At 52.3% G+C, this 23,563-nt stretch carries 23 protein-coding genes, 1 tRNA gene, 3 pseudogenes and 1 riboswitch; of the genes and pseudogenes, 4 read left to right on the top strand and 23 right to left on the bottom strand.

Features of this window, described 5'->3' with window-relative positions:
• Window positions 1–49 precede the first annotated feature (49 nt).
• Both CWO84_RS19550 and CWO84_RS19545 read right to left on the bottom strand, forming a co-directional pair.
• Entirely contained in the window at window positions 50–1,246 is a 1,197-nt protein-coding gene (locus CWO84_RS19550) for a Fic family protein (protein ID WP_033155726.1), read from the bottom strand.
• 204 nt (window positions 1,247–1,450) lie between these two features.
• Window positions 1,451–1,672, bottom strand: coding sequence for a UPF0175 family protein (locus tag CWO84_RS19545; protein WP_033155727.1), 222 nt, complete (start codon window positions 1,670–1,672; stop codon window positions 1,451–1,453).
• Here CWO84_RS19545 and CWO84_RS25035 point away from each other — a divergent pair.
• Window positions 1,672–1,924: pseudogene (locus CWO84_RS25035) on the top strand (IS701 family transposase); the annotation flags it as partial. The gene CWO84_RS19545 and the pseudogene CWO84_RS25035 sit on opposite strands and share 1 nt — an antisense overlap.
• 9 nt (window positions 1,925–1,933) lie before the next feature.
• Here the strand turns inward: CWO84_RS25035 and CWO84_RS19535 are convergent.
• The 15 genes and pseudogenes from CWO84_RS19535 to CWO84_RS19465 all read right to left on the bottom strand — a co-directional run.
• A pseudogene (locus CWO84_RS19535) lies at window positions 1,934–2,155 on the bottom strand (transposase); the annotation flags it as partial.
• 250 nt (window positions 2,156–2,405) lie between these two features.
• Window positions 2,406–3,515 carry a group II intron reverse transcriptase/maturase gene (gene ltrA, locus CWO84_RS19530; protein WP_230410277.1) on the bottom strand — a complete coding sequence of 370 codons (1,110 nt, stop codon included), beginning with the start codon at window positions 3,513–3,515 and terminating at the stop codon, window positions 2,406–2,408.
• A gap of 17 nt (window positions 3,516–3,532) precedes the next feature.
• Window positions 3,533–3,712: a hypothetical protein gene (locus CWO84_RS19525; RefSeq protein ID WP_051669720.1), complete on the bottom strand. Its 180-nt coding sequence runs from the start codon at window positions 3,710–3,712 to the stop codon at window positions 3,533–3,535.
• 543 nt (window positions 3,713–4,255) lie between these two features.
• Complete coding sequence (locus tag CWO84_RS19520) at window positions 4,256–5,353, bottom strand: IS5 family transposase (protein WP_101054688.1); 1,098 nt, start codon at window positions 5,351–5,353, stop codon at window positions 4,256–4,258.
• A 346-nt stretch (window positions 5,354–5,699) separates the two neighbouring features.
• Window positions 5,700–6,707, bottom strand: a complete 1,008-nt coding sequence (locus CWO84_RS19515) for a DUF4325 domain-containing protein (RefSeq protein WP_033159536.1) — start codon at window positions 6,705–6,707, stop codon at window positions 5,700–5,702.
• 138 nt (window positions 6,708–6,845) lie between these two features.
• Entirely contained in the window at window positions 6,846–7,613 is a 768-nt protein-coding gene (locus tag CWO84_RS19510; protein ID WP_051670556.1) for a site-specific integrase, read from the bottom strand.
• A gap of 66 nt (window positions 7,614–7,679) precedes the next feature.
• Window positions 7,680–9,259: pseudogene (locus CWO84_RS19505) on the bottom strand (IS66 family transposase).
• Between the two features lie 166 nt (window positions 9,260–9,425).
• On the bottom strand, window positions 9,426–9,776 hold the full coding sequence (gene tnpB, locus CWO84_RS19500) for an IS66 family insertion sequence element accessory protein TnpB (RefSeq protein ID WP_033159537.1): 351 nt from the start codon (window positions 9,774–9,776) through the stop codon (window positions 9,426–9,428).
• Window positions 9,764–10,075: a hypothetical protein gene (locus CWO84_RS19495; protein ID WP_101054683.1), complete on the bottom strand. Its 312-nt coding sequence runs from the start codon at window positions 10,073–10,075 to the stop codon at window positions 9,764–9,766. Before CWO84_RS19495 ends, tnpB begins: the two co-directional genes overlap by 13 nt.
• 48 nt (window positions 10,076–10,123) lie before the next feature.
• The gene (locus CWO84_RS19490; protein WP_033159539.1) at window positions 10,124–10,624 is read right to left on the bottom strand and encodes a hypothetical protein; all 501 of its coding nucleotides are present in this window, start codon (window positions 10,622–10,624) and stop codon (window positions 10,124–10,126) included.
• On the bottom strand, window positions 10,624–10,896 hold the full coding sequence (locus CWO84_RS19485; RefSeq protein WP_033159540.1) for a hypothetical protein: 273 nt from the start codon (window positions 10,894–10,896) through the stop codon (window positions 10,624–10,626). The genes CWO84_RS19490 and CWO84_RS19485 overlap by 1 nt, the downstream gene beginning before the upstream one ends.
• Before the next feature lie 242 nt (window positions 10,897–11,138).
• A tRNA-Lys gene (locus CWO84_RS19480) sits at window positions 11,139–11,214 on the bottom strand.
• 101 nt (window positions 11,215–11,315) lie between these two features.
• Entirely contained in the window at window positions 11,316–11,864 is a 549-nt protein-coding gene (locus tag CWO84_RS19475) for a response regulator transcription factor (RefSeq protein WP_026603562.1), read from the bottom strand.
• Complete coding sequence (locus CWO84_RS19470) at window positions 11,842–13,215, bottom strand: ATP-binding protein (RefSeq protein WP_033158427.1); 1,374 nt, start codon at window positions 13,213–13,215, stop codon at window positions 11,842–11,844. The genes CWO84_RS19475 and CWO84_RS19470 overlap by 23 nt, the downstream gene beginning before the upstream one ends.
• A 269-nt stretch (window positions 13,216–13,484) precedes the next feature.
• The gene (locus CWO84_RS19465; RefSeq protein WP_020483075.1) at window positions 13,485–13,760 is read right to left on the bottom strand and encodes a hypothetical protein; all 276 of its coding nucleotides are present in this window, start codon (window positions 13,758–13,760) and stop codon (window positions 13,485–13,487) included.
• Between the two features lie 377 nt (window positions 13,761–14,137).
• Window positions 14,138–14,222, top strand: a riboswitch (cyclic di-GMP riboswitch).
• A gap of 100 nt (window positions 14,223–14,322) precedes the next feature.
• On the opposite strand from CWO84_RS19465, the gene CWO84_RS25030 reads away from it, so the two are divergent.
• Both CWO84_RS25030 and CWO84_RS19450 read left to right on the top strand, forming a co-directional pair.
• Window positions 14,323–15,435, top strand: coding sequence for a hypothetical protein (locus CWO84_RS25030; RefSeq protein ID WP_033158424.1), 1,113 nt, complete (start codon window positions 14,323–14,325; stop codon window positions 15,433–15,435).
• A 99-nt stretch (window positions 15,436–15,534) separates the two neighbouring features.
• Window positions 15,535–16,302 (top strand): hypothetical protein, encoded by a 768-nt coding sequence (locus CWO84_RS19450; RefSeq protein WP_033158423.1) that lies wholly within the window; start codon window positions 15,535–15,537, stop codon window positions 16,300–16,302.
• Between the two features lie 195 nt (window positions 16,303–16,497).
• Here CWO84_RS19450 and CWO84_RS24735 read toward each other — a convergent pair whose 3' ends face one another.
• From CWO84_RS24735 to CWO84_RS19425, 5 genes are all read right to left on the bottom strand, one after another.
• Window positions 16,498–18,150 carry a sulfotransferase gene (locus CWO84_RS24735; RefSeq protein ID WP_051670308.1) on the bottom strand — a complete coding sequence of 551 codons (1,653 nt, stop codon included), beginning with the start codon at window positions 18,148–18,150 and terminating at the stop codon, window positions 16,498–16,500.
• A 41-nt stretch (window positions 18,151–18,191) separates the two neighbouring features.
• Window positions 18,192–19,559, bottom strand: a complete 1,368-nt coding sequence (gene radA / locus CWO84_RS19440) for a DNA repair protein RadA (protein ID WP_101054680.1) — start codon at window positions 19,557–19,559, stop codon at window positions 18,192–18,194.
• Window positions 19,560–19,571: 12 nt separating this feature from the next.
• Window positions 19,572–19,928, bottom strand: coding sequence for a type II toxin-antitoxin system RelE/ParE family toxin (locus CWO84_RS19435; RefSeq protein ID WP_033158421.1), 357 nt, complete (start codon window positions 19,926–19,928; stop codon window positions 19,572–19,574).
• 3 nt (window positions 19,929–19,931) lie between these two features.
• Window positions 19,932–20,234 carry a type II toxin-antitoxin system Phd/YefM family antitoxin gene (locus CWO84_RS19430; RefSeq protein WP_033158420.1) on the bottom strand — a complete coding sequence of 101 codons (303 nt, stop codon included), beginning with the start codon at window positions 20,232–20,234 and terminating at the stop codon, window positions 19,932–19,934.
• Window positions 20,235–20,442: 208 nt separating this feature from the next.
• On the bottom strand, window positions 20,443–20,637 hold the full coding sequence (locus CWO84_RS19425; protein ID WP_101054678.1) for a hypothetical protein: 195 nt from the start codon (window positions 20,635–20,637) through the stop codon (window positions 20,443–20,445).
• 145 nt (window positions 20,638–20,782) lie between these two features.
• Between CWO84_RS19425 and CWO84_RS19420 the strand changes: the two genes are divergently transcribed.
• Window positions 20,783–21,721 (top strand): hypothetical protein, encoded by a 939-nt coding sequence (locus CWO84_RS19420; protein ID WP_033158418.1) that lies wholly within the window; start codon window positions 20,783–20,785, stop codon window positions 21,719–21,721.
• Window positions 21,722–21,887: 166 nt separating this feature from the next.
• On the opposite strand, the gene CWO84_RS19415 is transcribed toward CWO84_RS19420, so the two are convergent.
• Window positions 21,888–23,480, bottom strand: coding sequence for a phospholipase D-like domain-containing protein (locus CWO84_RS19415; RefSeq protein WP_033158417.1), 1,593 nt, complete (start codon window positions 23,478–23,480; stop codon window positions 21,888–21,890).
• Window positions 23,481–23,563 lie beyond the last annotated feature (83 nt).

The following is a 23,563-nucleotide window of genomic DNA, read 5'->3' as shown; positions in this document are numbered from 1 at the left end:
TCAGAATTAATTGAGAACCAAGTGAACTCAATCTATTGGACAGACTGCATCAGCTTTCGGCAAATAACTTGGGAAAGAGCAGGTCGATGGATTGACTGGTAAATCGTAGCGATATGGGGCCTTTGGGGGTCTGAGAATTGACGATGCCATCCTTGACCAAATCGGCTAACACCATGCGGGCGCTGCGTTCTTTCAGGCCGGTCACTCGCTCCGCTTCGCCGCGTGGCATTTCCCCTTGCAATAGAATCCGATGCAAAATGAAAAAGGCTTCGGGTCGCAGACCCTGCTTTTCGGTGTAGATTTTCAATCGGTTGGCAAACTGATCGAACTCAAACAATGAGGTCATGAATTTCGCCTGATCGATACACGCCGACAGGAACCATCTGACAAATTCGGTTAATGCTTTTTGCGACAGATTACCGCGACCATCCAGATCGCCTTGTCTTGGGCTGTCGGCGTAATCCATCATCTGCTTGTATTCTTGCCTGCTATTCAGCCCGCGCGCTAATCCCCTGGAAATAGACCATAACCCGAATGCGCCGATTCCGGCCTTAAGACCCATGGCGTGACTCATTAATCGGCTGACGCGGCCATTGCCATCGGGGAACGGATGAATATAGGCCAAACGGTGATGCGCGGCGGCCATCGCTAAAATACGGCTGCCTTTGCCCACGGATTCAAGCCGGTAACGTTGTTCGAAGTGCCGCATGAAATCCGTCACCGTTTCACTGCTGGGTGGCAGATGGCGGCCGACAGCCACATCATGAACGGCTAACGATCTAAATTCGCCTGGCACCATTTTGAAGTCTTGTTGACCTTGCTTGATAACCAGCATTTCATCACTGGCATCCCGATAAAATTCGGTATGTAGCCACTGTAAAAAATCGGAAGACGCCGGTTCCGGTAAAGCATGCTGGGTATGCATCTCGTCGATCAGCTTTTGTACGCGAATATGCGCTCTGGCTTCGATCTGCAAATTGCGTCTGGATTGATCATTATCGAGTTCGTTGGCTAATGCGCGTTCAATATCGCGGGGGATGGTGTTATGGCCTTCAATCAAATTCGAGTAATAGCAATTCATGATCCGCACCGTGTCGGCCAAGCTCGCGGCGGCATCGGGATGTAACCGGGCGCCTAACTGTTCGGTCAGCGAAGTTAATTCCGCTACCAAATCGACCACATCCAGCGGCGGATTTTCCAGCAAACATGGCTCGATGCGATAAGGCGTTTCGGTTGATATTGGCATGCCGATCTTTAATTAATCTAATAATCTGTTTTTATTAGACTAATTATACAGATAACAAAAATTGTTGCCGATTTTGTTGCCGATGCAATAAAAGCCGATAGTTGACTGATTTTATTGATATTTAATGATCTGTCGAAGGGCGCGAATGCCGATTTTGTAAGAGAACGAGGTTATTGGATGAATTGCGTGTCATTAGGCGTACAATCATAGTAATGCAGTTTCACGCATAAGATCGTCGGCTGTATCTTCCAATAGGATAGCGCCTGCCTCAAACGCCAATCTTAGAAATGCCAATCGCCGAATACCCAGCCATGCGGCAGCCATACCTGAAGACAATTTGCCCTCTTGAAAAAGGTTGATGGTCGCCTGTTTTTTTAAATAGTCTGCAAAGCTTTCGGCATTCATACCAAGACCAAGCAATATCATTTACAAACAAGGACGGTAGTACAGGCTGTTTGAATCTGGTGTGCAGTGATTTGACCTGCGATGGCGACACTGTCACGACAATCTACCAAAAACGGTGGCAAGTCGAAGTGTTTCATTTATGCCCTATGGGTACAAATCCTTGAAATCCAACGCCGCTTTGGCCAAATCGCGACTCGGGGCGTGACGACGCAAAACAACCATGTGTTTATGTCGATCTACGCCGTCTTCAAGTTGGAATGCCTGAAGCTAAAACACACCTGATTACCCATAAGCCTCAGCCAATTTGAGCAAACGCGCAGGCATGGGCGGAGTATTGGCCGCGACGAGAAACCTGGGCATCATGGCTTGCAGATCGAACTGGCGATTAAAGCGATAACAAAACTCGGCTAGATAACGTGGCAAGTGTTTGGGATTGATGGCATGGTACGTACCGTTAATCGAGCGCTTCACATTACCGATCATGGTGTTGACCCACGCGAACTCTTCTTTAGCGGGCTGGTGAAAAACCCGCCGATATTTCCCCTTACCCACGATGTTCGTGATTTTTTCGAGTTGAAATCGGTCATGACATCGAGTTTCAAGCGTTTTGCCCCGGTTTCAAGGGCTTTTTATTCGCCTGAAGCCGTCTGTGGACGGTTTTCAGGATCGACTCGGGGTGACGGGATTGCGCCCGCCACCTCTGCCACACCACCGGACGTGCGGTTTTCCGCATCCGGCGGTTGAATCCAACAGCCTAAGCTGTTGAGAGTTCTGACGGCACAACTAAACCATAACGCCGCAACGTGCCATTGCCCAGGACTTTGTGTAGGACTATGCTTTTCGCAATACCCCACGCTCCACCTGTACGATTTGCGAACCCTTGCTGCTTAACCGTCGCGCCTAATCGGCGCATGGCATTCAGTCGCCCCTTCTTGTTATGCCAGCGTAACCAGAAACATTTACGCATATGGCGGCGGGTCCACCCCTCCCATGTCAGAAGGTTCCGACGATCACCGGCTAGCTTAAAATAACTCCACCAGCCTATGATGTATCGCCGCCATTGCTCAACCAATTCCTGACTGGTTTTACTTTGCCGGGCATCCCAGAGTTCGCGCACTTTCGCTTTATAACGGTCGACACTTTTGGGGCTAATCGCGATTTCCTGTGCTTCGGTGATTCTAAAACCCAGAAACTGACTGTCCCACGGCCTCCCTGTGCCACTTTTGGCCTGATTGACGACCAGATTTAGATGCTTTTCTATCCATAACGTTAGACTATCCAAGACTCGTCGCGCACTGCGTTCGCTACTCACATAGATGGCAATATCGTCTGCGTAGCGGCAAAAACTCAGTTCTCGCTTTTCCAGCTCTTTGTCCAATTGATCCAGGTAAATATTTGAAAGCAAAGGGCCCAACGGGCTTCCCTGCGGCACCCCTTGATGCCGTCGCTCTACTTTTCCGTCTTTCACGACTCCCGCTTTCAGGTACGTTCTTATCAACCCCAACACTTGGCGGTCTGATATTTTCCGGCTGATTTGATGCAGTAATCTGTCGTGATTGACTTCGTCGAAGAACGCCTTAATGTCGATGTCCACTACCCAACTTTTACCCTGCCGGACAAAGTTTTGAGCTTGTTTCACGGCATCCTGCGCACTGCGATAAGGGCGATAAGGGCGATAGCCATAGCTAAACTGACTAAACCCGCTATCAAACTTTATCGTCAAGATTTGTTGCATCGCTTGCTGTATCACGCGGTCTTGCACCGTCGGTATCCCCAGCACACGTTCGCCTCCGTTCGGTTTCGGAATAGTCACCGCTTTCACGGGACTTGGGACATAACTTCCCGCTCTTAACTTGGCTTCAATGGTTTCCCAGTGCTGCTTTAAATGCTGCTCAGTCTCGGTAATTGCTCCTGCATTACCCTACCTCCTGCATCCATGCAGTCGTCTACAATGCTTTGTCCGTCTATTCCCGCCGCGCCTTTGTTGCGCTTTACCGCATCAAGCGCTTCTTGCAGGTTTAGCCAGTTGAACATGGCATCCATCAGTAACTCTTCCGTCATTTTCCTTTCGCCTTTTACCGCTAATCTTAGCTTGCATCTCCCGAGATTTCGTTCACAAAGCATCCACTTTGCTCTTTGATTTCCCGCCAAGGGGGTGGTGGCCGCAGTTGCCGCGCCCGCTTGTTTCGAAATACTCTGCGCGTCCGATTAACCTCGTTTGGTTTAATGAACTTGATTCTTCGGCCCTTTGCTCCATGCCCATTACAGGCACTTCTTCGCTACTACGGCCTCTGCTGACTTCTCCCGCATTCTCATGCCGGAGATCTCCCCAGGTAAGGTGCCAAAACTTTCCGCCCGTGCCGCCAAGCTCTACTTGATGTGTCTTTCGGTAACGGTTGGATTTTGTGTTACACGGCACACTCATCGCCCACATCCAGCCTCACTGCTTGTTCGTGTTCCTGCGGTCGTGCGTTTGCTACGCGCTTCTTTCAGGCTGGCCTCGCGGATTCCCCCTTGCGTTTCGCTACAGTTGTCGTTACTTCTTCCGATTACCTCTTTCCAGGTAATAAGTTTTGGCCCATGCTGGGCACACCGCACTTCACCCTAGGCGGGTGCACTCCACGCCGGTTTCGGCGTGAACACCAATAGGTTGAGCATGCGCGTCAGGTTGTATGCGGCAAAGCAAAACAAGGCCTGACCCGCGACTTTGGCTAAGCCGATGTGACGGGTTTTGCGCAGGCCGCCGACCGTTTTGACCCAGCCAAAGGCTTCTTCGACGATTTTGCGGCGCTTGAGGCTTTGGGCATAGCCTTTGCCGCGCGCGGTCCGGCCATCGACGGCACTGCCGGTCTTTTTGCGGGCCACATGGGCTTTGATGTCACGGGACTCGAGTCCGTTGACGAACGCCGCTTGGTCATAGCCTTTGTCGGCACCGACGCTGCCGCCTTTGGGCACGCGGCGTTTGATCATTTTTTGCGCGGCTTCGATTTCGGCGGTGCCGGTGGCTTGAGTGGTTTCGACATCGACAATCAGGCCGTTGCGATTCTCGGACAAGGCATGGGTGATGTAACGCAGTTTGGCCTCGGTGTATTCGCCTTTCTTGTAAAGCCGGGCTTCGGGATCGGTCGTACTGTGGTGGGTGGCGTTGCTGCGCTTTTCGCCGCTGAAGTCGACCTCGGGATTGCGGCCGGCGGGTTTGTCCGGGCCGCTGCCGTCTTTCTTGACGAAGCTTTTGTGCGAGGCCCAGGCTTCGATCAGGCTGCCATCGACACTGAAGTGTTCGTCGGACACCAGGTTTTGCCATTCGGCTATGGCCAGTACCCGCTCAAAAAATTCGCGACTCAGGGCTTCGGACAGCAGGCGTTCGCGGTTGGCGCTGAACACCGTGCGTTCCCATACGGCATCGTCGACGCCCAAACCGACAAACCAGCGAAACAGCAGGTTGTAGTCCAGTTGTTCCATCAAATGACGCTCACTGCGAACGGTGTACAGCACTTGCAACAGCAAGGCGCGCAGCAGTTTTTCGGGAGCAATCGACGGACGGCCAGTGTGCGAGTAACGCTCAGCAAAGACGGCATCCATAGAGCCCAATACGCTATCGGTGAGTAGCCGTAAACGACGCAACGGATGCTGTTTGGGAATTCGGTCTTCCAGGTTGATGTAGCTGAACCAGTTGTTTTGGATGGCATCGTGTCCGCGCATTGAAAGGCTCCAAATTTAGGTAGCCTATTTTAACAGTTGGCGGCTCATCTATGCCTTAGCTTACTTGGCTTTTCGAGTTTTTCACCAGCCTGATAACCCTCTTGACTTCTTCAGTTTCAACATACTCATATTCCTTACGAGACGAGATATTTAGCGGTGGATCATCAATAAGTGATTTAATTAAATTTCTGTAAATCTGCTTTGTTTTTTCTTCTAGTACCTTTTAAATAAGTGTTCATTTACACACTCCATTCAAGTGCAATTCATTAAAAATGGATAACCAGCCCGGCGGTTAATGACGCCGCTTTTCTCCCCGTCGGGATAGGCTGGTTAGTTCGGATATTCGTTATTTAGCCGACAATGCCCGCTTAACCATATTCTCGACGGCAGGGGTTAAGTTGATCGGCAATAATTGGGTATTGGGGTGGGCGTTGCCGAACACCCGGAAGACTTCGTCGGCAAACGCCTGGCCGATTTCCTCAACGCCGGCAAAATCCAATACAACCGACTGGAATCGCTCAAAGCGCATGGTCAAACGCTTGGCTTGCGACCGGGAAACCAGTTTTTCGCCTTCATGCTGTGCCAGTCGCACCGGGACAATGGTCTTGGCAAAGGTATATTCCCCTGGCGCTGCAAACTGATCGAACACGTCTTGCAAAATGCGCGGGCTATCGTTGGCCAGGCGCATCAATACCAAGGTGCCCGGCGCATTGGCGGGGCGCTCAAGCAGAATATCGGCGCCCCATTCGTCGTGCATGAAGTGCAATAGGCCGGATCGGATGTCGAAGGCGTCCATCACCTTGGACGAAAAGAAAATGCCTTCGCCGGTATGGTTGGCGGGATCGGTGGTCAGCTTGCCCTTGGCCAACTCCAGGATCGCTTCGCGCGGATCATACAAATTCATGGCCCGCTGAATTTTCAGAAATATTCCTTCCCCTTCGTCAGCAATGTAAACGGTGGTATTGAGTGCGTCTCGCACCAACTCCACGGCGACGTTTTCGGATCCGGAATGGTCGATGGCATTGTTTACCATCTCGGTGACGGCGTAATGCCAGATGTCGCGGACATTGCCGGGTAAATCGCTTAACAACGGCGACATGGTTTCAGCCCAGACAATATCCTCGCGCAAGCCTGCACGGGGATAAACCCGCTGTACCTGTGCCATTGTTGCCAATTGATAACGCACACCCCGGCCTATACCGGATGATGTGATGGCACCTTCTTTTTTCAGTTTGGTTAGCCAAGCGCTGGTGGCCTGTCGGGATACGCCATGTTGATTCGCGAGGCGGGCGGCAACATTGCTGCCGTCTTCGGCGATGGCGACTAGGATGGAATGACGTAGATCAATACTCATAGTGAATAAACGTAAAGTGATTTTAAAATAATTGTAAAGTCAAAATATGCTAAACGTAAAGTACCGATTTACTCGGCTATTCGATTCATGAACAGAAAAGCCAGCCAACCCAATCAAGGATTGGCCGGCGAATAGCCGCTACAGGTTAAAGGCCTGAGCCAGTTCGTTGACGATCTGCCGCTTTTGGTCGCGTCCCTGATGGATATAGCGCATGGTGGTTTGAATGCTCTTGTGGCCGGCCAGTTTGGCTATATGATTAATCTCCTTGCCTTGGTCGGACAGCGCCGAGCAGAAGCCATGCCGTAGGCAATGGAAGGTAAATTTCTCCAGTTTGACACTGCCATCCGGGTTCAGGATGTCCCGGTCGGCAATATTGGCCGCTTTCAATACGTTTCGCCAGGCTTTACGAAAGTCCATCGGTTGCCCGGGAAGTTCGACCGACGGGAAGATCAATCCGGTACCGACTTCCTGATGGCGTTTCAGCTCGGTCATGACGACCGGCGCTAAATACAGCTCCCGACTGGTACCGTTCTTGGTGTCACCCAGAAAGGTGCTGTTGTCCTTGAAGTTAACATCACTCCAGCGCAGGTTCATCAGCTCGCCTTTCCGGGCACCGGTTGTCATTGCCATCACAACCAACAAATACAACTTATCCCAATGCGATTCCCGGCAGGCTTTCAGTAGTCGTTTGCGTTCGGCCTCGCTTAATACCCGGTCCCGCCGCTTGGTGTCGTCGTCGACCACCACGCTCCGAACTAGGTTTTCATCGACATAGCCAAGGCTCAAGGCAAATTTGTAGACGCTGGACAAGACCGCCTTCTTGCGATTAATAGTCGTGGCGCGCAGGCCCTCGTCGATCAAGTCATCAACGTGTTCGCGCAAGTCGAAGATGTCGATGTCGGTCATGATCCGGTCCCCGAAGTATTGTAAGCAACTAGCCCTACCACATCGTCAGCCTGTTGCCGCTTTGATCTAATCCCTGTGACTAAACGGTAGTAACTCGTCGATGCGGCTGTTGGGCCAGGTGGGGAGTTTTCCCAGGGTGTCTTTTAGCCAGGCAGCCGGATCGAGACCATTGAGTTTGGCGGTGCCTAGCAGAGTCTGAATGACGGCGGCTCGTTGGCCTGCCCGCTCCGATCCGGCAAACAACCAGTTCTTCTTACCCAAGGCAATGGGACGAATGCTGTTCTCCACTGGATTATTGTCGATAGGCAGATCGCCGGTGTCGGCGTACCGGCTGAGCGCCGTCCAGCGTTTCAAGCTGTAGTCGATGGCTTTGGCGGTTGCCGTGCCGGGTGCGGTGCGCAAACGGGTTTGCTGTAGCCAGTCGTGTAGCTCGACCAGGAGCGGCAGACTGGTTTCGGCGCGCCACTGTTTGCGCTCAGCAATGCTTAAATCACGGGCTGCGGCTTCGACCGCATACAGCTTGGCGATACGATTCAGTGCGTCTTGCGCGATAAGGCTTTGACTGGCCTGGAACAGGTCGAAGAATTTGCGCCGCGCATGCGCTAGGCAGGCCAGTTCGATACACGGCTCTAGCGGGTGTTGCGATGCGGGATGGGCACGGGTCGTAGCAAACAGGGCCTTATACCCCGCATAGTCATCCACCACTAAATGGCCGTGCCAATCGCCCAGAAATTGTTGCACATGCCGGCCGCCGCGACCGGCTTGATAATCGAAGACGATAAGCTTCGGTCCCGGTTGCAGATCATTGCTGCGATAGGCCCACAGATAGGCTTTCTTGGTTTTACCACTGCCGGGATCCAGTTGCGGTACCGGCGTCTCGTCGGCATGTAAGCTATCCCTTTGCAACAAATGCCAAGCCATGCGGTCGGCTAAGGGCGCTAAAGCGACACCGAGTCGTCCGACCCAGTCCGCCAGCGTGGAGCGGGACAGGATCACCCCGTCACGGGCGGCGATTTGTTCCAACCGGTACAGCGGCAAATGATCGAGGTACTTGCCGATCAGCACCCAGGTGAGCAAACCGACGGCAGCCATACCGCCATCGATCACCGCCGGTGGAATCGGTGCTGCGGTGATGGTTTCGCAGGCCCGACAGGCGTATTGCGGACGAATGTGTCGATGCACAAAGAACTTGGCCGGTTCGACGTCCAGTTGCTCGCTGATGTCTTCGGCAACTGCTCCTGCGTTGCTCTATCTCCTGCATCCCTGCAGTCGTCGCCGACTTTGACCAGGTCTTTACCGCAGTGGCCACAAGCGCAGGATTCCGGTTCATGGCGATGCTCAATGCGCGGCAGATGCTCAGGCAACGGTTGGCGACCGGCACGTGGGCGTTTGGGACGGGCCACGGTATCGCAGGGCTGATCATCCCGGAGTTGTTCGACTTCCTCATCAATCGCCGAGATATCGGTATTCCAGGTTTCCTCGAACACATCCCGCTGCAACGGGGCCAGACTTTCGTTCTTGCGACTGAAGCGGATGCGTTTGTAATACGCCAGCTCATGGGTCAGCGCGCCGATTTTGAGGTCTTTGGCGTGAATCGTGGCGTCTTTGGTTTGGATGACTTGGGCATCCTGGGCTGCCTGATCCATCAGTGCCTGAAGCAGGGCCGCCACCTCGGTTTTGGCAGTCGGCTCCAGGTTCAATTGGTCGAGTTTGGCCAGCGGATTCATGGGTGAATTATACCGCAATGTCCCATCCAATGCCTTGATATTAGGACATTTTAGGACTTTTTTACCGCCGCGCGTTACCTCTGACTCACACCTGCCAGTCTGCTTGGGGCTGGGCGGATAAGCGTTGCCAATCGACTCCAGCAATTAACCAGTGCCATTGCGCCTGCGTCAGCGCAAACACCGCATCGCCCACCCTGGGCCAGACAAAACTGCCTTGGTGCAAACGGCGCTGACACAGCCAAACCCCATTGCCATCCCACACCAACAACCGTAGCCGGTTGCCCGCACGATTACGAAAGATAAACGCCGATCCGGCACACGGGGCATGCCCCAGACTCTGTTGAACAATCGCTGACAAGCCATCCAAGCCGCGGCGCATATCCACCGGCGCCACCGCCAACCAAATCTGCGCGGGATAATCGATCAAGCCAGACATCGTAACAACTCGGCTACCCAGCCCGCCGATACTGAAGACGAAATCTCCAGCCTATAACCGTGGGCATCGGTCAAGACCATAGCCGCTGCTGCGGGTGTCGCCACAGAAGCAGGCTCAGGCTGTTCAATCTGCACCGGCACCAAAGCGACCGGCTCTACCGCAGGCCGTTTGCGATAGTCGCAGAGTCTGGCTGCAAAGGTTCGGGCATTGATGCGCTGCTGTAGGCAATACTCAACCTGCGACAAACCACTGCCTTGCCATTCTTCAATATGCTGACGCCATTTCGATGCAACGGTCATCGCTACTCCTGATCAAAAAGTCACAGGATGACAAAGACAACAGGATTATTAAATGTGGGCGGAATGGAGGCTTACGAAGTATTGGCACCAATAATCGATCCGTTGCATCTGGCCTTTGTAATCCTTCTTGTTCCAGCGAGACAGATATTCATCGCAGACGTCTCGAAAGGTTTTGTAGCGGATGCGTTTGCCGGCCTTGATGAATAGCTCAGCGCCACCCATGCGCTCGATTTCTTGCACGGTAAGCTGTAACAGTTCTTTTTTGGATAGGGCGTTAATCGCTTCCAGTTTGGCCTGATGGCGGATTGCAAACAGATCGATACCCAACTGCTTGAAAAGATCCTCGCCACCCAAGGCGCAAATTTCATCCTCTGAAAGCGCCATTAATTGCGCCTGATCCAGGTTCAAAATAGTCTTGATGCCTTTCTCGATGTTATCGGCCCAAGCTAGTGCGAGACTTTCCGTTGGGAAGGTTTTGTTTTTAACGATGCCTTTTAAGCGGACATCGGCGCGGAAGTTGCCGTTGGCTAGAGGTCGGATATATGCCATTACACGCCCTCGCCGTTTTGATTGAGTTGGATAGCGACGTCAGGCGCATTCCGTCGCCTTAGCAGCTCAAGCAGCTGGTCATATTCCGGGCCGGCACCCATGATTTCAGACAATAATTCTTGTCGGCCAGCATCTTGTTCAGATCGGAAATAGGATTTTCGGTGTTCGCCGTGGGCGTTCGGAAAGGTTTGGCAGATATGTAGTAAGACAACATCGTTTTGCGCCTTGGTGGCAAATAACGGGCTGTGATACTTGCTCTCGGGATCGAACACGCAAAAATATTCGACGTGATAATTCGCGGAAGTTTCTTTGGACTTTTGAGATTCTTGAAAATGTTGCTAGGACAAAACATCGTTTTGTGAGCTTTGAAGGGATAGATTTTGCTGGTTCATTACGCCACCTCATTGGAGCAAATAATGCAGAGTGCGCCTAAATTTGCGCCTTACTGCGGTTATGTTGCTTCAACTCGACGGCAATCCAGTTGATAAGCTATTGATTAGCTTAAATTATTCAGTGGTGGGTCGTGTGCGATTCGAACGCACGACCATCGCATTAAAAGTGCGGTGCTCTACCGGCTGAGCTAACGACCCCCTGAATGAGCCGCCCATTATACTCAGAAATATTAGTTTTGCAACGATTAGTTGTAATAAATACGAAATAATATCTTCACTTCCTAAATAGTGCTGGTCGCCTACTCTTTTACCGGCCGTTTTTCCAGCTTTCTTTGCAAGGTCCTTCTGTGCATATTCAATGCTCTGGCGGCGGCTGAGATGTTACCGTCGTGCTGCATCAGCACCTTTTGCAAGTGCTCCCACTCCAAGCGCTTTACCGATAGCGGATTGTCACTGATGGCTACCGAGGCATCGCCTTCGTTCTTGTACAAAGCACTGACAATCTCATCAGCGTTGGCCGGCTTGGTCAGATAATGAATCGCGCCCAATTTGATAGCCTCCACAGCGGTGGCGATACTGGCGAAACCGGTCAGCATGACGATTTGGGTATTGTCATCTAAAGAAATCAATTTCTTGACCATTTCCAAACCGGAGTCAAAACCGATCCGCAAGTCGATTACCGCGTATTCAGGCTCGGTTTGTTCCGCCAGTTTCATCGCCGTATCAACATCATTGGCGACAGTCACTTGAAAATTGCGCTTTTCCAACGCCGGCTTCAACACCGAACAAAAGGTGACGTCATCATCGACCAGCAATAAATTGGGCTTATCCATAGGTAATTGGTTCATGCATACTCTCCTTAGCTAAAAGCGGCAAACTGATTTCAACGCAAGCACCGCCCGACTCTAAATTACTGAACTGTATTTTACCGCCGAGTCGCTTGATAGTGGTATAAGTCAAAAACAAGCCAACTCCCATACCTTGCTTATTGCTCTTGACCGGTTGGTGCCCGGCAAACTCGATAAATTCAGCCGGCAAGCCTGGACCGAAATCCCGGATTTTCAAGTTTAGCGTTGCTTCATCCCATTCCACATGAAACTCAATGCCCGCATCGACCGGCGATGCCTCGGCAGCGTTATTTAGGATATTAATGATGGAGTGAGTCACCGTACGTTCCGCAATCACACGCGCTTCCATATCCACATTCGGCGAAATAAATAGCTTGAGCCGGGTAGCGGCTTTATGCGTGCGCCACTGGCCTAATACTTCATCGATATATTCGCTCACCAGCATCACCTTGCCGGATTCCGCCCGCATCTCGCCGGCGGAGGCCGACATCACCGACAAAGCTTGTTTGCAGCGATCAATCTGCTGCTGCACAATCATCAGTTTCTGATGCAGATCCGGATAGCGATGCGCCGACAGCTCTTCCGCCATCTCATGCGTCAAAATGGCGATCGTGCCCAGCGGCGTACCCATATCATGCGCGGCGCTGGCCGCCAAGGTGCCTAGGGACACCACGCGCTCGTCGCGTAGCGCACTCTCGCGGGCATCCGCCAAATTGCGCTCCCGCTCTTTCAAGGTCTTGGACAGTTCGACCACAAAAAAAGCGACTAAGCCGGCGCTAAACACAAAACCAAACCACATACCGAATACATGCAGATTGAAATAACGCCGGTCGTTCATCAAATGCATTTGCAGGCTCATTTCCGGCGTCATCTCCGTCATCGCCGGATGGGCCATGTGCGGCTCGACAGCCGGCAAGGGTACGTTGTAGGCAATCAGCACTGTATAAACACAGGATGTAATAATCACCATATTCCAGGCATAAGCCTGCGGCAGCATGATGGCAGTTACAATCAAAGGCAGCAGAAACACCCAAATGATCGGGTTTGACGCGCCGCCGGTCAAATAAAGTAAATAGGCCAACGCCAGTACATCCATGCATATTTGCGAAAAAATCTCGTGCTCGGTAACTTCTTCCGGCGTCCTCAGCCGTAGCCAGGTGTAAAGATTAAGTATGGAAATCGCAAAAATCGCCAGCCACAGCTGGTTTTGCGGCAAATTAATACCCAGGCCGTTTACCGCAATAAACACCGCCACCGTAACGGCAAACAGCATCAAATTTCTAAGAATGTATAACCAACGCAGGTTTTCGCGAATGGATATTTCGGCTTTAGGCAGAATGTGTGAAAGCATAGAAACAACACTAAATTGAAGAAAGCATCGCCGCTAGATACTACCGCCGCTTGCTTAAGAAGGTGGAAAGCCGACCAAACCTGGAAGGCGGCCACCCAAGTATTTAATCGACTTTTGATAGCAACCTTCACTCCAACCACTAGGTGCCAGAGCAAATACGGAATCAAGCTCGCCGCTTACAAGATCGAAAGATAATCTACGAGCTGATCTTTTAGGAACAAGCGTCACGATCTGACAAATCATGCCCTCCCAAAAAATAGTGCGGCATATCACGCACCAGCCAAACGCCAGCCGCCGTTTTTATCCACCCATCTCATGCTCAGCCAGTACCAAAACGTCATAGGCAGCATCATCGCAAACCATTCCCAATCGTCGATCAAAAATAATTTGGCAACCCAGCCATTGCCATCGAAATAGAGCGGCCAAGGCACACAGTAAAGAGTAAAAACAATACTACTCCAGATCAACAGTAACGCGCCTTTGCGGGTTTCTATACTGGACAGGGCCAGGAACACCCACAGCGGGGTTTTATCGGTTTTTTGCATACATCTCTCCACTGAAAAATCTCGTGCCAACCCAATGAGCGGCGCAACAACCTAACAATAAACGACTAGAAAAGAAAGAAATTCCTGATCAAATCCACCAAAACAAACTTCACCACCAAGCGGGGATTATTTCCCAGCAATTGAACTGTGTTATTTAAAATAAGCGTATGAGCTATTTCGCTGAATTTCGCCCGCAGCTCACTCATGCCATCCCAGGAAAAATAAGCAGCAATACAATGATATTTATATATTTTATTAAGTTGGCCCACTATTCGCTGTAACTAGTGTACTTGCTTCGTGGTTTGCTTTCCGAAAGGCGGTTAGTAGGTCTCTATCCCTGCCATGTCTGCCGCCGGCGGAATGAGTAAATCTCTGAAAGCAAGCATTGCCACACCCGTCGTGAGGCGGGGCCGGAAAATCACGGTTCTTAAAAAACGATTTAAAGAAGGCCGGATTGCCCCCATGCGCGCCATGGGCGAGGGCAAAGTTTGGCTCGCTGCTGTTGGTCAAGTTTTGTCAGTTTCGCTGTTACCTTTAATTCCAATAACAAAAGAGGACGATCATGATCTTTCATAAAACGGCTATAGCAGCTATTTTGACAACTGGCCTGGCGGCTGTTTCCAGCCAAGCGTTCGCGCACTCTTACTACAACCTGACCGGCGCGGGCACAGTAGCCTCCGGTAACTCCGCTATCGGCTTCGGCATAGCCAACAGCATCAACGGCACAGACGGTGTATCTGCAAACTCCAACGGCACCAATAGAGTCGCTAACGGTACCAACGTTTATACGGTCGGCGACTTAAACGCTAACACCTTAATTCCGGGCACAGGTACCGCGGCTGAGACAGCCACAGAAGTAGCAGGCAACCTGCCCTATATGTGGTATTCAGGTCAGCATACAACAGCTACAGGTTTCACCAAACGCGAATTACATACGGGCTCCAGCGCTACAGACAACGATGGCGCACTGACAGCAAATCTTATTAACTCAAACCCTAGTTTCGGCACCAATACTATCGGTAGCTTGTGGAAAGCTTACTCGGACAAAAACGGCGGCACCAACGCCGCCACCTGGGGCACCATCATGGCCGATCTGCCAGCTGATGGCGACCATCCTTACTTAGCGGTAGCAGGCAATTCGGCATCAACCGGCCTGGGACTGGACTACGGCTTGATTCATATTAGCTGCGGCGCAAACACAGCAAGCGCTAACTGCGCCAGCGCGGGCAATATCAAAACCACCATTACCGTGAAAAACGACGCCGATTACAGCCAATTTAACGGCTTATTGGACGTGGCCCTGTATCGCAATGTGGACAGCAGTTCCACATCTGACCGTAACGCAGCTGCCACAATCGGCGAAACGGGCCTGCAAGGCTCAAGCTTGGGCGAAGCTATCTGGACAGCCAGCATGAGCAGCACTTCCGACACCTTGTTCTACTCGTTTGTGTTCGACCAAGCCGAGTGGAATGCCACAGGCACACCCGGGCTGCACACCAATGGCTTTTATACCTTGGTGGTCGGCGCGCACGGTGGCGGCGCGCTCGATGGCGTAACCTACGACGTACTGGTTACCACTTCGGCAGTGCCTGTTCCAGGCGCAGTCTGGCTGTTCGGCAGCGCGATGGCCGGCTTGATCGGTTTCGGCCGCCGCAAACAAGCACTAGCGGCTTAATTACCCAGCGGGGTTGCCGCCAAACAACGGCAATCCCCTCACCAAGCGCTGTTTAACAACAGGCTTTAGCTCATATATTTAATTCGATAGAGATCCAAAATGACTGCAAACTTAACCTTTAAGAAACTAGCATTAGCCGGCGCCATGGGCGCGTTAATGTCAATCAGCGGCATGGCTAGCGCTCACGTAACCTACAATTTAGCTTCCGGAGATCCCTTACCAGACGGTTCTGCCGCAGGCCCATGGTCGGCCGGCGATCCAGGCTATATTGGCAATTTGCCCGCCACCTGGGTAGCGATGATCCACAATGACGGCGGCGTTGCCAACTCGCAAACCGCCAGCGGCCACGGCATAGGCATGGGCGCCAAAGCTTATAAAGACGGCGCGACAAACTGGGGGCATACCGCCGATTACGGTTTGTTTGAACTGCATGCCGACGCAGAAGTGACTATCACCGTATCGTCGGACGGCTCCAATCTGCGCCCGGCTTTTGGTTTGTGGAGCGGCTGGGATACCGCGGGTAGCAGCAGTCGTCATCAAGAATACCTGAACAACGGTGCTCTGAATCCCATGGCTGCCAGCCCACTTGGCACAACGCTGGCTTTGGTTGACGCAAACGCCTGGGCCTTCGCAGCCACTCAAGGCACCACCGCCAGCGCGACGCTGACCCGTTTCCTGACTGCCGGTACTTACACACTGATTTTGGGTGGTTACGACGGCACGGTAGGCGGCGCCAATCTGGCCTATACCGCTACCATCTCCGCCGCCGCATCACCAGTACCCGTGCCGGGTGCGGTTTGGCTGTTCGGTAGCGCGATGGCGGGCTTAGTCGGTTTCGGCAAACGCAAAACCACAGAAAACGTCTGAGACGTATCTATGTCACTTAAAGCTGATTTTTAACCCGGCGCCCTTAATTACCAGTGTGATCAAGGGCCGGGTTAATCAGCAAGAAATTGGATCGGTTTCGGTCAAGGATGACCGGGGGCACGGAAGCTCCATTTTTACATCCGTTTGATCGTAGTCTACTTGATCAAAAAGCTTGAACAACCCTGCCCATTCGCTTCATTCGTAACCGAACGCATCGATATACGACGCTAAAATCGGTAATACGGGTTCGTAAAACTTTTCATAGTGCTGCCAACGCGCCACCGAGCGCGAATAAATCGGCTGAGCGACAGCGGCAAAACTCGGCGTGGCAATGTAACGGCCCTTAGCCTTCTCATGAAACGCGCTAACTTCGGCCACCCATTCCAAATCCAATAAGGTAAACACCCGGCGAAAACTGGTTTCGAAATCGTTGACCGTGTCCTCGTAACGCAATTCCATATAACGCGGCTGCATCATCGGTTTAATGTAAAGCCACAGATCCATTACGGCCGCATATTGCTTGGCCACACCTTCCCAGCTCAGTAGATTGACTGTCACGCTAGACGGCTTAAACGCCTGCTGGAAGCAACTCAAACACACATCGCGCGGATCGCGTAGCGCAAAGATAATCCTGGCCTCCGGAAATAGGCTGCTAATCAGGCCAATATCGATACTGTTCAGCGCTACTTTATCGATAAAACATTTATTCAAGGCACCCGCGCCATATTCTTCGCTAACCCGCCGCCAATAGTAAGCGCGCAACTTTCGGACATCATCCAGACCAAGCTGGCGGAGGGCGGCCGGGATGTCTTCTCGCACACCGCTCAACCTTTGCAGCTCTTGGATCAAACCATGAATCAGATCATTTTCATCGGAGGTAAACACCTCGGGATGCGCCGCCAGCACTTGCTCGGTCAACGTCGTGCCGGACCTCAAAAAGCCCAGCAGAAACGTCGGGGCCGGCAAGTTATCGGCAAAGTCGCTGAGAGCCCATCGATGCAGTAACGCCTGATCAAAGCCCTGCTTGTTACGTTGAATCGCACGAAATACCTGTCCGGCGTCAAGTGAGCTGAGTTCAGGTAATTGCTTATACAAAGCCTTAGCTTGCTGGCAAGCCGCAAACGATGCATCGTATTCTTCCAATTTATCCAGCACGCCAACCAACTCCTGCCAGGCGCGTGCGGTCTGCTGCATATTGCGATTGGCGGCTATCACAGCCTGAAAGCGCTGCTTGGCTGCCGGCAAACGGTTTAAATGCGCTTCCAGCACCGCCAGCATATTATTGCAGGCCGGATCATCCGGACGTAACTCGCAAACCTTGCTGGCAAAAGGCAAAGCCTCTTCGAATCGATTAACCCTTGTCAAATACAGGGCGCGATTATTCAGCGCGGCAGGGTTCTCAGGTTCCAGTTTGACCGCCAATTCGGTTAATTTCAGCGCGGTATCCAGATCGCCCCAGTGATGCAATTGCTCGGCCAGTTCCAGCATAAAACGGATATTGCAGGTTTGCTGAGCGTCGATTTCCAGTTGAAGAGCGGCCTGCTGTAGATAGGCTAAGCCTTCCCGGCGCTGCTGCTGCCAACACAAAGCCTGTCCCAATCCGGCCAGTGCTTCTGCATGATTGGGTTGGATCGCTAACACTTGCCGAAACCCATGCAACGTACCCGCCATATCGCGCCGCGCCACGGCTTGCCAGGCTTGTTTTAAGGCGTCGTCCACACTGGGTTGAACCGGCCTCGCCGCCGCCTCGGCTTGCTTTAAACAACAGGCTTTGTATTTCTTGCCGCTGCCGCATGGGCACGGATCGTTACGGCCAAATTTACCGTTGACGGCTGCTGTATTTTTCATATCGTTCCCTGACGAAGTTTGGCATTGATTATGGGCAGCAATTATAAATCCGCCAGCACGGCCAGCGCTTCTTGAATGTTACTGACTGCATGGATTTGCAAGTTTTTCACCGGATCCTTGGGTTTGTTGCTCTTAGGAATAATCGCCTTTTTGAAACCATGCTTGGCCGCCTCGTTGAGCCGAGCATGGCCGTTGGCCACCGGACGAATTTCGCCATTCAAACCCACCTCACCGAAGAACACAGTGTCGTAAGGAATGATGCGATCACGCAGACTGGACACCACGCCTATCATGATCGCCAAGTCGCTGCTGGTTTCCGTGACTTTAATGCCGCCGACCACGTTGGCGTAAATCTCGTCGTTGCCGGTAAAAATCCCGCCGTGGCGCGACAACACCGCCAGCAACATGGCCAGCCGGTTTTGGTCAAGACCCACCGCCAAACGGCGCGGATTGCCGTACTGGCTTTCGGTGACCAAGGCCTGAATCTCCACCAGTAAGGGCCGGGTACCTTCCCACAACACCGTCACCACACTGCCGGGCGACGGTTTTTCCGCACGCGACAGAAACATCGCCGACGGGTTTTTCACTTCCTTCAAGCCACTGCTTTCCATCGCAAAGAAGCCCAACTCGCCGACACTCCCGAAGCGATTCTTGTCGGCGCGCAACACCCTAAAGCGTGAATCGTCGGTAGACGACAACACCACTTGCGCATCGACGATATGGCTCAAGGTCATTGGGCCAGCGAGCGATTGATCCTTGGTCACATGGCCGACCATGAAAAACGACACGCCGGTAAGTTTGGCGTATTGTGTCAGATAGCTGGCGGATTCGCGCACCTGCGATACCGAACCCGGCGCCGAGTCCGAGTCGGCGGTATACATCACCTGAATCGAATCGATGATCACCACCTTGGGCTGTTCCTCGTCCAAGACTTGGCAAATCTGCTGTACCGAAGTTTCGGCCAACATTTTGATGCCGGCGGTATTCAATTGCAGACGATGGGCGCGCTCGGCGATCTGTTGCAGCGATTCCTCGCCCGACACATACAACACCGGCAGTTGCTGCGCAATATGACCGATGGCTTGCAGCAGGATGGTACTCTTGCCGGCACCCGGTGCGCCGCCGATCAACACCACGCTGCCGGTAACGATGCCGCCGCCCAACACCCGGTCGAACTCGGCCAGACCGCTGGAAATCCGTTCAGCTTGCGCCAGATTGACTTCGGACAACAACCGTACTTCGCTGCGGCTACCGGCATAGCCGGAATTATCGCGCGCGGTTTTGCCGCTACCCAACTTCACTTCCTTGATGCTGTTCCAGGCCCCGCACTGGTTGCACTGCCCGGACCAGCCGGGAAAATCGGCGCCGCATTCGGTGCATACGTAAGCGGATTTTGATTTTTTTGCCATAGGGATAAAGGTTTAACGATTTAGCCACAAGCCAGCCAAATCATAGCTGAGTTGTTGGTAGTGTTTGATGGCGAGCAGATATACGGCGTCAGTCGGTAAGTACAACAGCAAATAGTCCTCTAAAACATATTCACGGACCGCCGGATAATGGTCGGCAATTCGCCCGGTCGCGCTCAGCGCTTCCACCGAGTCTGGGTTATGGCGAGCAAATAACCGACCCATTTCCGGATAACGCTCGAGATTAGGGATAACGGAGTCCTCCAAACTATCAAGCAGCCGATCATAAGCCTGCGGAAAATTGTTTACTTGCCAATAGCCTTCTATGTCTTGCAAATTGGCGAGAAAGTTATCGGTAAAACGTACCTGCATGGGTCAGGTGGATACGGATTTAGCCCGGTCTTGCTTGATTTGCTTTAACGCTTCGCGGGCATCCTGGTGACGCCCTGCATCGAGATCAGCCAATCCGCGTTCGATTTCATGCAATAACAGTAAGTGGATATGCGCACGCTCCAGGCGATGGTAGTGATCTAAGCGTTCCGCGCCGATCAACGCGGCTACGCCTTCACCGTTTTTGGTAATGATTTTTTCCTTACCGGTTTGCACCTCGCTCACCAAAGCGGATAACTGGGTCCTGGCCTCGGAAAACGGCACTATATCGGCCACGGCAATACTCATAACAACTCCTGAATAGTTTGCTCAAAATTTCGCTCAATATTATGAGCTTTTTGCTGATTTGCATAGCGATACCTCCCGGTTTATCTCATCTTCGGCTGCCTATCTTTGACGCGCCAGCTTGACCACACATTTGGCGCTGTAGTGATTGGTTATGTGCCGGAGCTTACGAGTGGTTAATTCTGCCTTGTCAGATTCTCGGTAGTGCTCGTCATTTCGGCAGGGATAGCCGAAATCCAGACACCACGGACGGATCGAAGCTTGCCATCCAGGCGGGCATGACGGCGTTGCTTAAATCTGACAAAGTAGAATTAATGGCCGGGCTTTTTAAATCTGTTTCTATCGAGCCGTTGCGGACTATGGCTCGATCTGATTCAATGGCAACAGTCTGGCCGTTACCGGTCATTATTTCTCCGCCGGATGATATACAGAAAGGAAGATCATATGCAGATCAATAAATTATCGTGCCAAAGATCATTTTTCGGTAGATATGCCGAGCCTCAGAACCACCTCCCAGACGCTCTACTGCACTCCTGATGACCTCAATACACATGCTATTTCTGGCCGCATTCACGGCGGCCGCATCCATTGGATTTGTCTACTACCAGTCCCCTCGCTGGAACTACGTTGACCTTGTGTACTACCCTCTAGCTGCGATCGGTGTGATCTTGCTATTCTCGTCAAACGAAGTTCAGCGCAAGCTCTTTGCCCTAAATTCAGTGGCAGAGAACAGTCGAACGGCGCTTGAGACAATGCAGCGTGAGCGGCCGAACATTGAGATAGGAGAAACGGAAGCCGCATTCGACTCAAGTTTGCAGAGCATAAAGGTCATTCGTGACTCTGCCTCCGTCTGCGCGCAGCCACCTTCGAGCGCAACCGGTCAGTGCCTAGCAGCCGTCAGATTCGCCGAGCCTACTGCTGCATTTCTGTCGACCGCGCAAGCGGCGTACCCAAACTTTGAGGACAGACTGCTGGCCTCCTGCGCAGCAGCCGACAAGTTGATTGAGAGCCTCACTAAGGGCGACAGGATGTCGTCACTTGTTGCGGGTCCTATGGCTTCCCTTTACCTGTCCGCTGTCTCTTCACGCACTTCGCTAGTATCCGACGCACTTTCGTTCAAGGAGAATATGCAGGTCGAGATCGACAAGTTGCATCAGCAAGCGTTCAAACCAACCCATCCCGGCAGCGCTCTACTTCACGAGATTCAATACGAAGAGGCGTCCCTGGCTCAATTGATTCTTTTCGGCATCTCCAAGTGCACGACTGCCCCCAGACAGCAACTAGAGCACCTCGGAAAATGGAAGGTTTCGACACGAACCAAACAGCAAGAACTTGTGGAGATTGAGAATCAGCGGTTGGCCTTGCGAGAGCAAACGGTCAGCGCCTCGACGTTTTCTTGGATCCAGTTGAACCTCTGGCCCTACGTGCTCATAGCAGCCCTGTCGCTGAAGTTTGGTAAGGGGGTAGCAGCAGTTCGCAAAGCAAGCTGAGGCCTAACATGTTGGTCAAACGGTCCCGCCACGGCCAGGGCGCCTCGCCTCCGCGGGTCAGTTACCTCTACGCTAATCGTTCATTCAAAAATCCACCACGATAGACAGCGTTAGGTCGAAAACGTTATTCAGGAAGATCTGAGTCGTCGTATACCTGAAATGTTTGTCAGTAAAACACCCTAAACAAACGCTGAATCTGCCCAAACTCGTAGAGATAGGGCTGGGCCACGTCGCGGTTGGCGGCGACGACGATCAAGTCGTGGGAGAACACCGAGGTGTTGTACCAGTTGAAACTACCATCAATGACGATGTAATCGTCAATCACGCAATATTTGCTATGGATGGGCGAATACGGCACCGGCAAGTCGTCTTGGCCATAGACCAATCCCACTCGAATCCCAGCATCGCGCAGACGTTGCACGGCCGGTAACAGTGGTCGTGCCAATTCGTCGGCCATACTGCGCTCGACGCCGATTTTGCCTTGACGGGCCAAGTGGCCGTTGAACAGCAGCTGCACATCAACACCACGGTCGCGGGCCTGGATCAAGGCGTTGACGACGCTATCGTGGTGATCGCCCAGCAAATCGCCGATCAAAAACAAACACAACTTCAAGGAGCGGCGCGCTCTATGAATTTCCGCCAATATCGCGTGATGCGGCCGGTAAACCCTGCCATTGGCCATGGTGTGGCGGCCAAAGGTGTATAGCAGATTGAACGGACTGAGCGGATCGACGCCATACTTTTGAATCACGCCGCCGCGCTGGCTCTGGAAGATGTTATCCAGCAAGCGGCACACACCCTTGGAATGAAAACTCATCCCGGATTCCCAATTGGCCCACCAACGATCAAAGGTGATGTTAAACGAGCCGATAATGCAATCCTCGTCGTTGAAGATCACGAACTTGGTGTGCATGTCCGGCTCGACTTCGATCAAGTGGTGTTTGGGCGTGCAAAACACGCCCACTAGTTCAATACCGGAGCGCTTCAAGCGCGCGTAATTCTGGCTATTGGTCAGCGTCATCTTCCGCCAATCGACAATGCATTGCACCCAAACACCCTGCTGGCTGGCATGAATCAAGTGATTAATAAAATCGCCGTCGTCTATGCAATCCACGCTGACTTTGATGGTGCATAAGCGGTCTGGCTGACTGTGTTTGGCCGCGATGACTTTATCGATATGATCGTGAATAAAACGCTTGGGGTGATACGGGTGAAATTGCTGGCCCTTGGTAAATTTGGGGGTCAGTTGCAGGGAATCGAAATGATGGTTGTACCAATCCACATCACTCTGCAATTGACCTGGGTCCAGCTCATAACTGCGGAAATGGTTGGGCGTGGCCCAATGCTCGTTGATATGGCGCTGCTGCGGGTGGTTATCCCTTAACTGGTCGCCGTCCATGAAAATATACTCATGGCGCGAGGCGATGGAATGCTCACCCAAATGCACGATAAACGAGAACTTGATGCAGCTGATCTTGCCGAACTGCCCGGAATACGGCATCACGTAAAAATCCCGCGTCGAGCGTTTGTGCTTGTCCCATTCCACGTCATAAGCATCGGTGTCGACGATATAGGTCTCGCAAATCGACTCCCGATACACCTTCAGCACCACCTTCAAGTTAGCGGCTATGCCGTGCGACAGATGAAAGTCTATCTTGCCCCAGCGAACGTCGAAGGTTTCCCTGAAATCGTTACCTCGTTGGAAACAACCGCCCAATTTGCCAAATACCGGTTTGGCGTAATGTTCTGCTACTTGCATATGGTGCTGCCTAATTAAACAAGCTTTATCTTAATTGTAAAATCGCCTACGGGGACCTCAAAACATTAAAAACCTCCTTCTCC

The organism is Methylomonas sp. Kb3 (genome assembly GCF_002834115.1).
GTDB lineage: Bacteria > Pseudomonadota > Gammaproteobacteria > Methylococcales > Methylomonadaceae > Methylomonas > Methylomonas defluvii.
Note: the sequence above shows the minus strand (reverse complement) of the source record. Positions and strands in the feature narration are given on the sequence as shown.

Excerpts from the sequence above, each read along its gene's own strand:
- CWO84_RS19550 (WP_033155726.1), bottom strand. The coding sequence starts at position 1,246 with ATGCCAATATCAACCGAAACGCCTTATCGCATCGAGCCATGTTTGCTG.
- CWO84_RS19545 (WP_033155727.1), bottom strand. The coding sequence starts at position 1,672 with ATGATATTGCTTGGTCTTGGTATGAATGCCGAAAGCTTTGCAGACTAT.
- CWO84_RS19525 (WP_051669720.1), bottom strand. The coding sequence starts at position 3,712 with ATGACGGAAGAGTTACTGATGGATGCCATGTTCAACTGGCTAAACCTG.
- CWO84_RS19520 (WP_101054688.1), bottom strand. The coding sequence starts at position 5,353 with ATGCGCGGACACGATGCCATCCAAAACAACTGGTTCAGCTACATCAAC.
- CWO84_RS19515 (WP_033159536.1), bottom strand. The coding sequence starts at position 6,707 with ATGAGTATTGATCTACGTCATTCCATCCTAGTCGCCATCGCCGAAGAC.
- CWO84_RS19510 (WP_051670556.1), bottom strand. The coding sequence starts at position 7,613 with ATGACCGACATCGACATCTTCGACTTGCGCGAACACGTTGATGACTTG.
- tnpB (WP_033159537.1), bottom strand. The coding sequence starts at position 9,776 with ATGTCTGGCTTGATCGATTATCCCGCGCAGATTTGGTTGGCGGTGGCG.
- CWO84_RS19495 (WP_101054683.1), bottom strand. The coding sequence starts at position 10,075 with ATGACCGTTGCATCGAAATGGCGTCAGCATATTGAAGAATGGCAAGGC.
- CWO84_RS19490 (WP_033159539.1), bottom strand. The coding sequence starts at position 10,624 with ATGGCATATATCCGACCTCTAGCCAACGGCAACTTCCGCGCCGATGTC.
- CWO84_RS19475 (WP_026603562.1), bottom strand. The coding sequence starts at position 11,864 with ATGAACCAATTACCTATGGATAAGCCCAATTTATTGCTGGTCGATGAT.
- CWO84_RS19470 (WP_033158427.1), bottom strand. The coding sequence starts at position 13,215 with ATGCTTTCACACATTCTGCCTAAAGCCGAAATATCCATTCGCGAAAAC.
- CWO84_RS19465 (WP_020483075.1), bottom strand. The coding sequence starts at position 13,760 with ATGCAAAAAACCGATAAAACCCCGCTGTGGGTGTTCCTGGCCCTGTCC.
- CWO84_RS25030 (WP_033158424.1), top strand. The coding sequence starts at position 14,323 with ATGATCTTTCATAAAACGGCTATAGCAGCTATTTTGACAACTGGCCTG.
- CWO84_RS19450 (WP_033158423.1), top strand. The coding sequence starts at position 15,535 with ATGACTGCAAACTTAACCTTTAAGAAACTAGCATTAGCCGGCGCCATG.
- CWO84_RS24735 (WP_051670308.1), bottom strand. The coding sequence starts at position 18,150 with ATGAAAAATACAGCAGCCGTCAACGGTAAATTTGGCCGTAACGATCCG.
- radA (WP_101054680.1), bottom strand. The coding sequence starts at position 19,559 with ATGGCAAAAAAATCAAAATCCGCTTACGTATGCACCGAATGCGGCGCC.
- CWO84_RS19435 (WP_033158421.1), bottom strand. The coding sequence starts at position 19,928 with ATGCAGGTACGTTTTACCGATAACTTTCTCGCCAATTTGCAAGACATA.
- CWO84_RS19430 (WP_033158420.1), bottom strand. The coding sequence starts at position 20,234 with ATGAGTATTGCCGTGGCCGATATAGTGCCGTTTTCCGAGGCCAGGACC.
- CWO84_RS19425 (WP_101054678.1), bottom strand. The coding sequence starts at position 20,637 with ATGACCGGTAACGGCCAGACTGTTGCCATTGAATCAGATCGAGCCATA.
- CWO84_RS19420 (WP_033158418.1), top strand. The coding sequence starts at position 20,783 with ATGCTATTTCTGGCCGCATTCACGGCGGCCGCATCCATTGGATTTGTC.
- CWO84_RS19415 (WP_033158417.1), bottom strand. The coding sequence starts at position 23,480 with ATGCAAGTAGCAGAACATTACGCCAAACCGGTATTTGGCAAATTGGGC.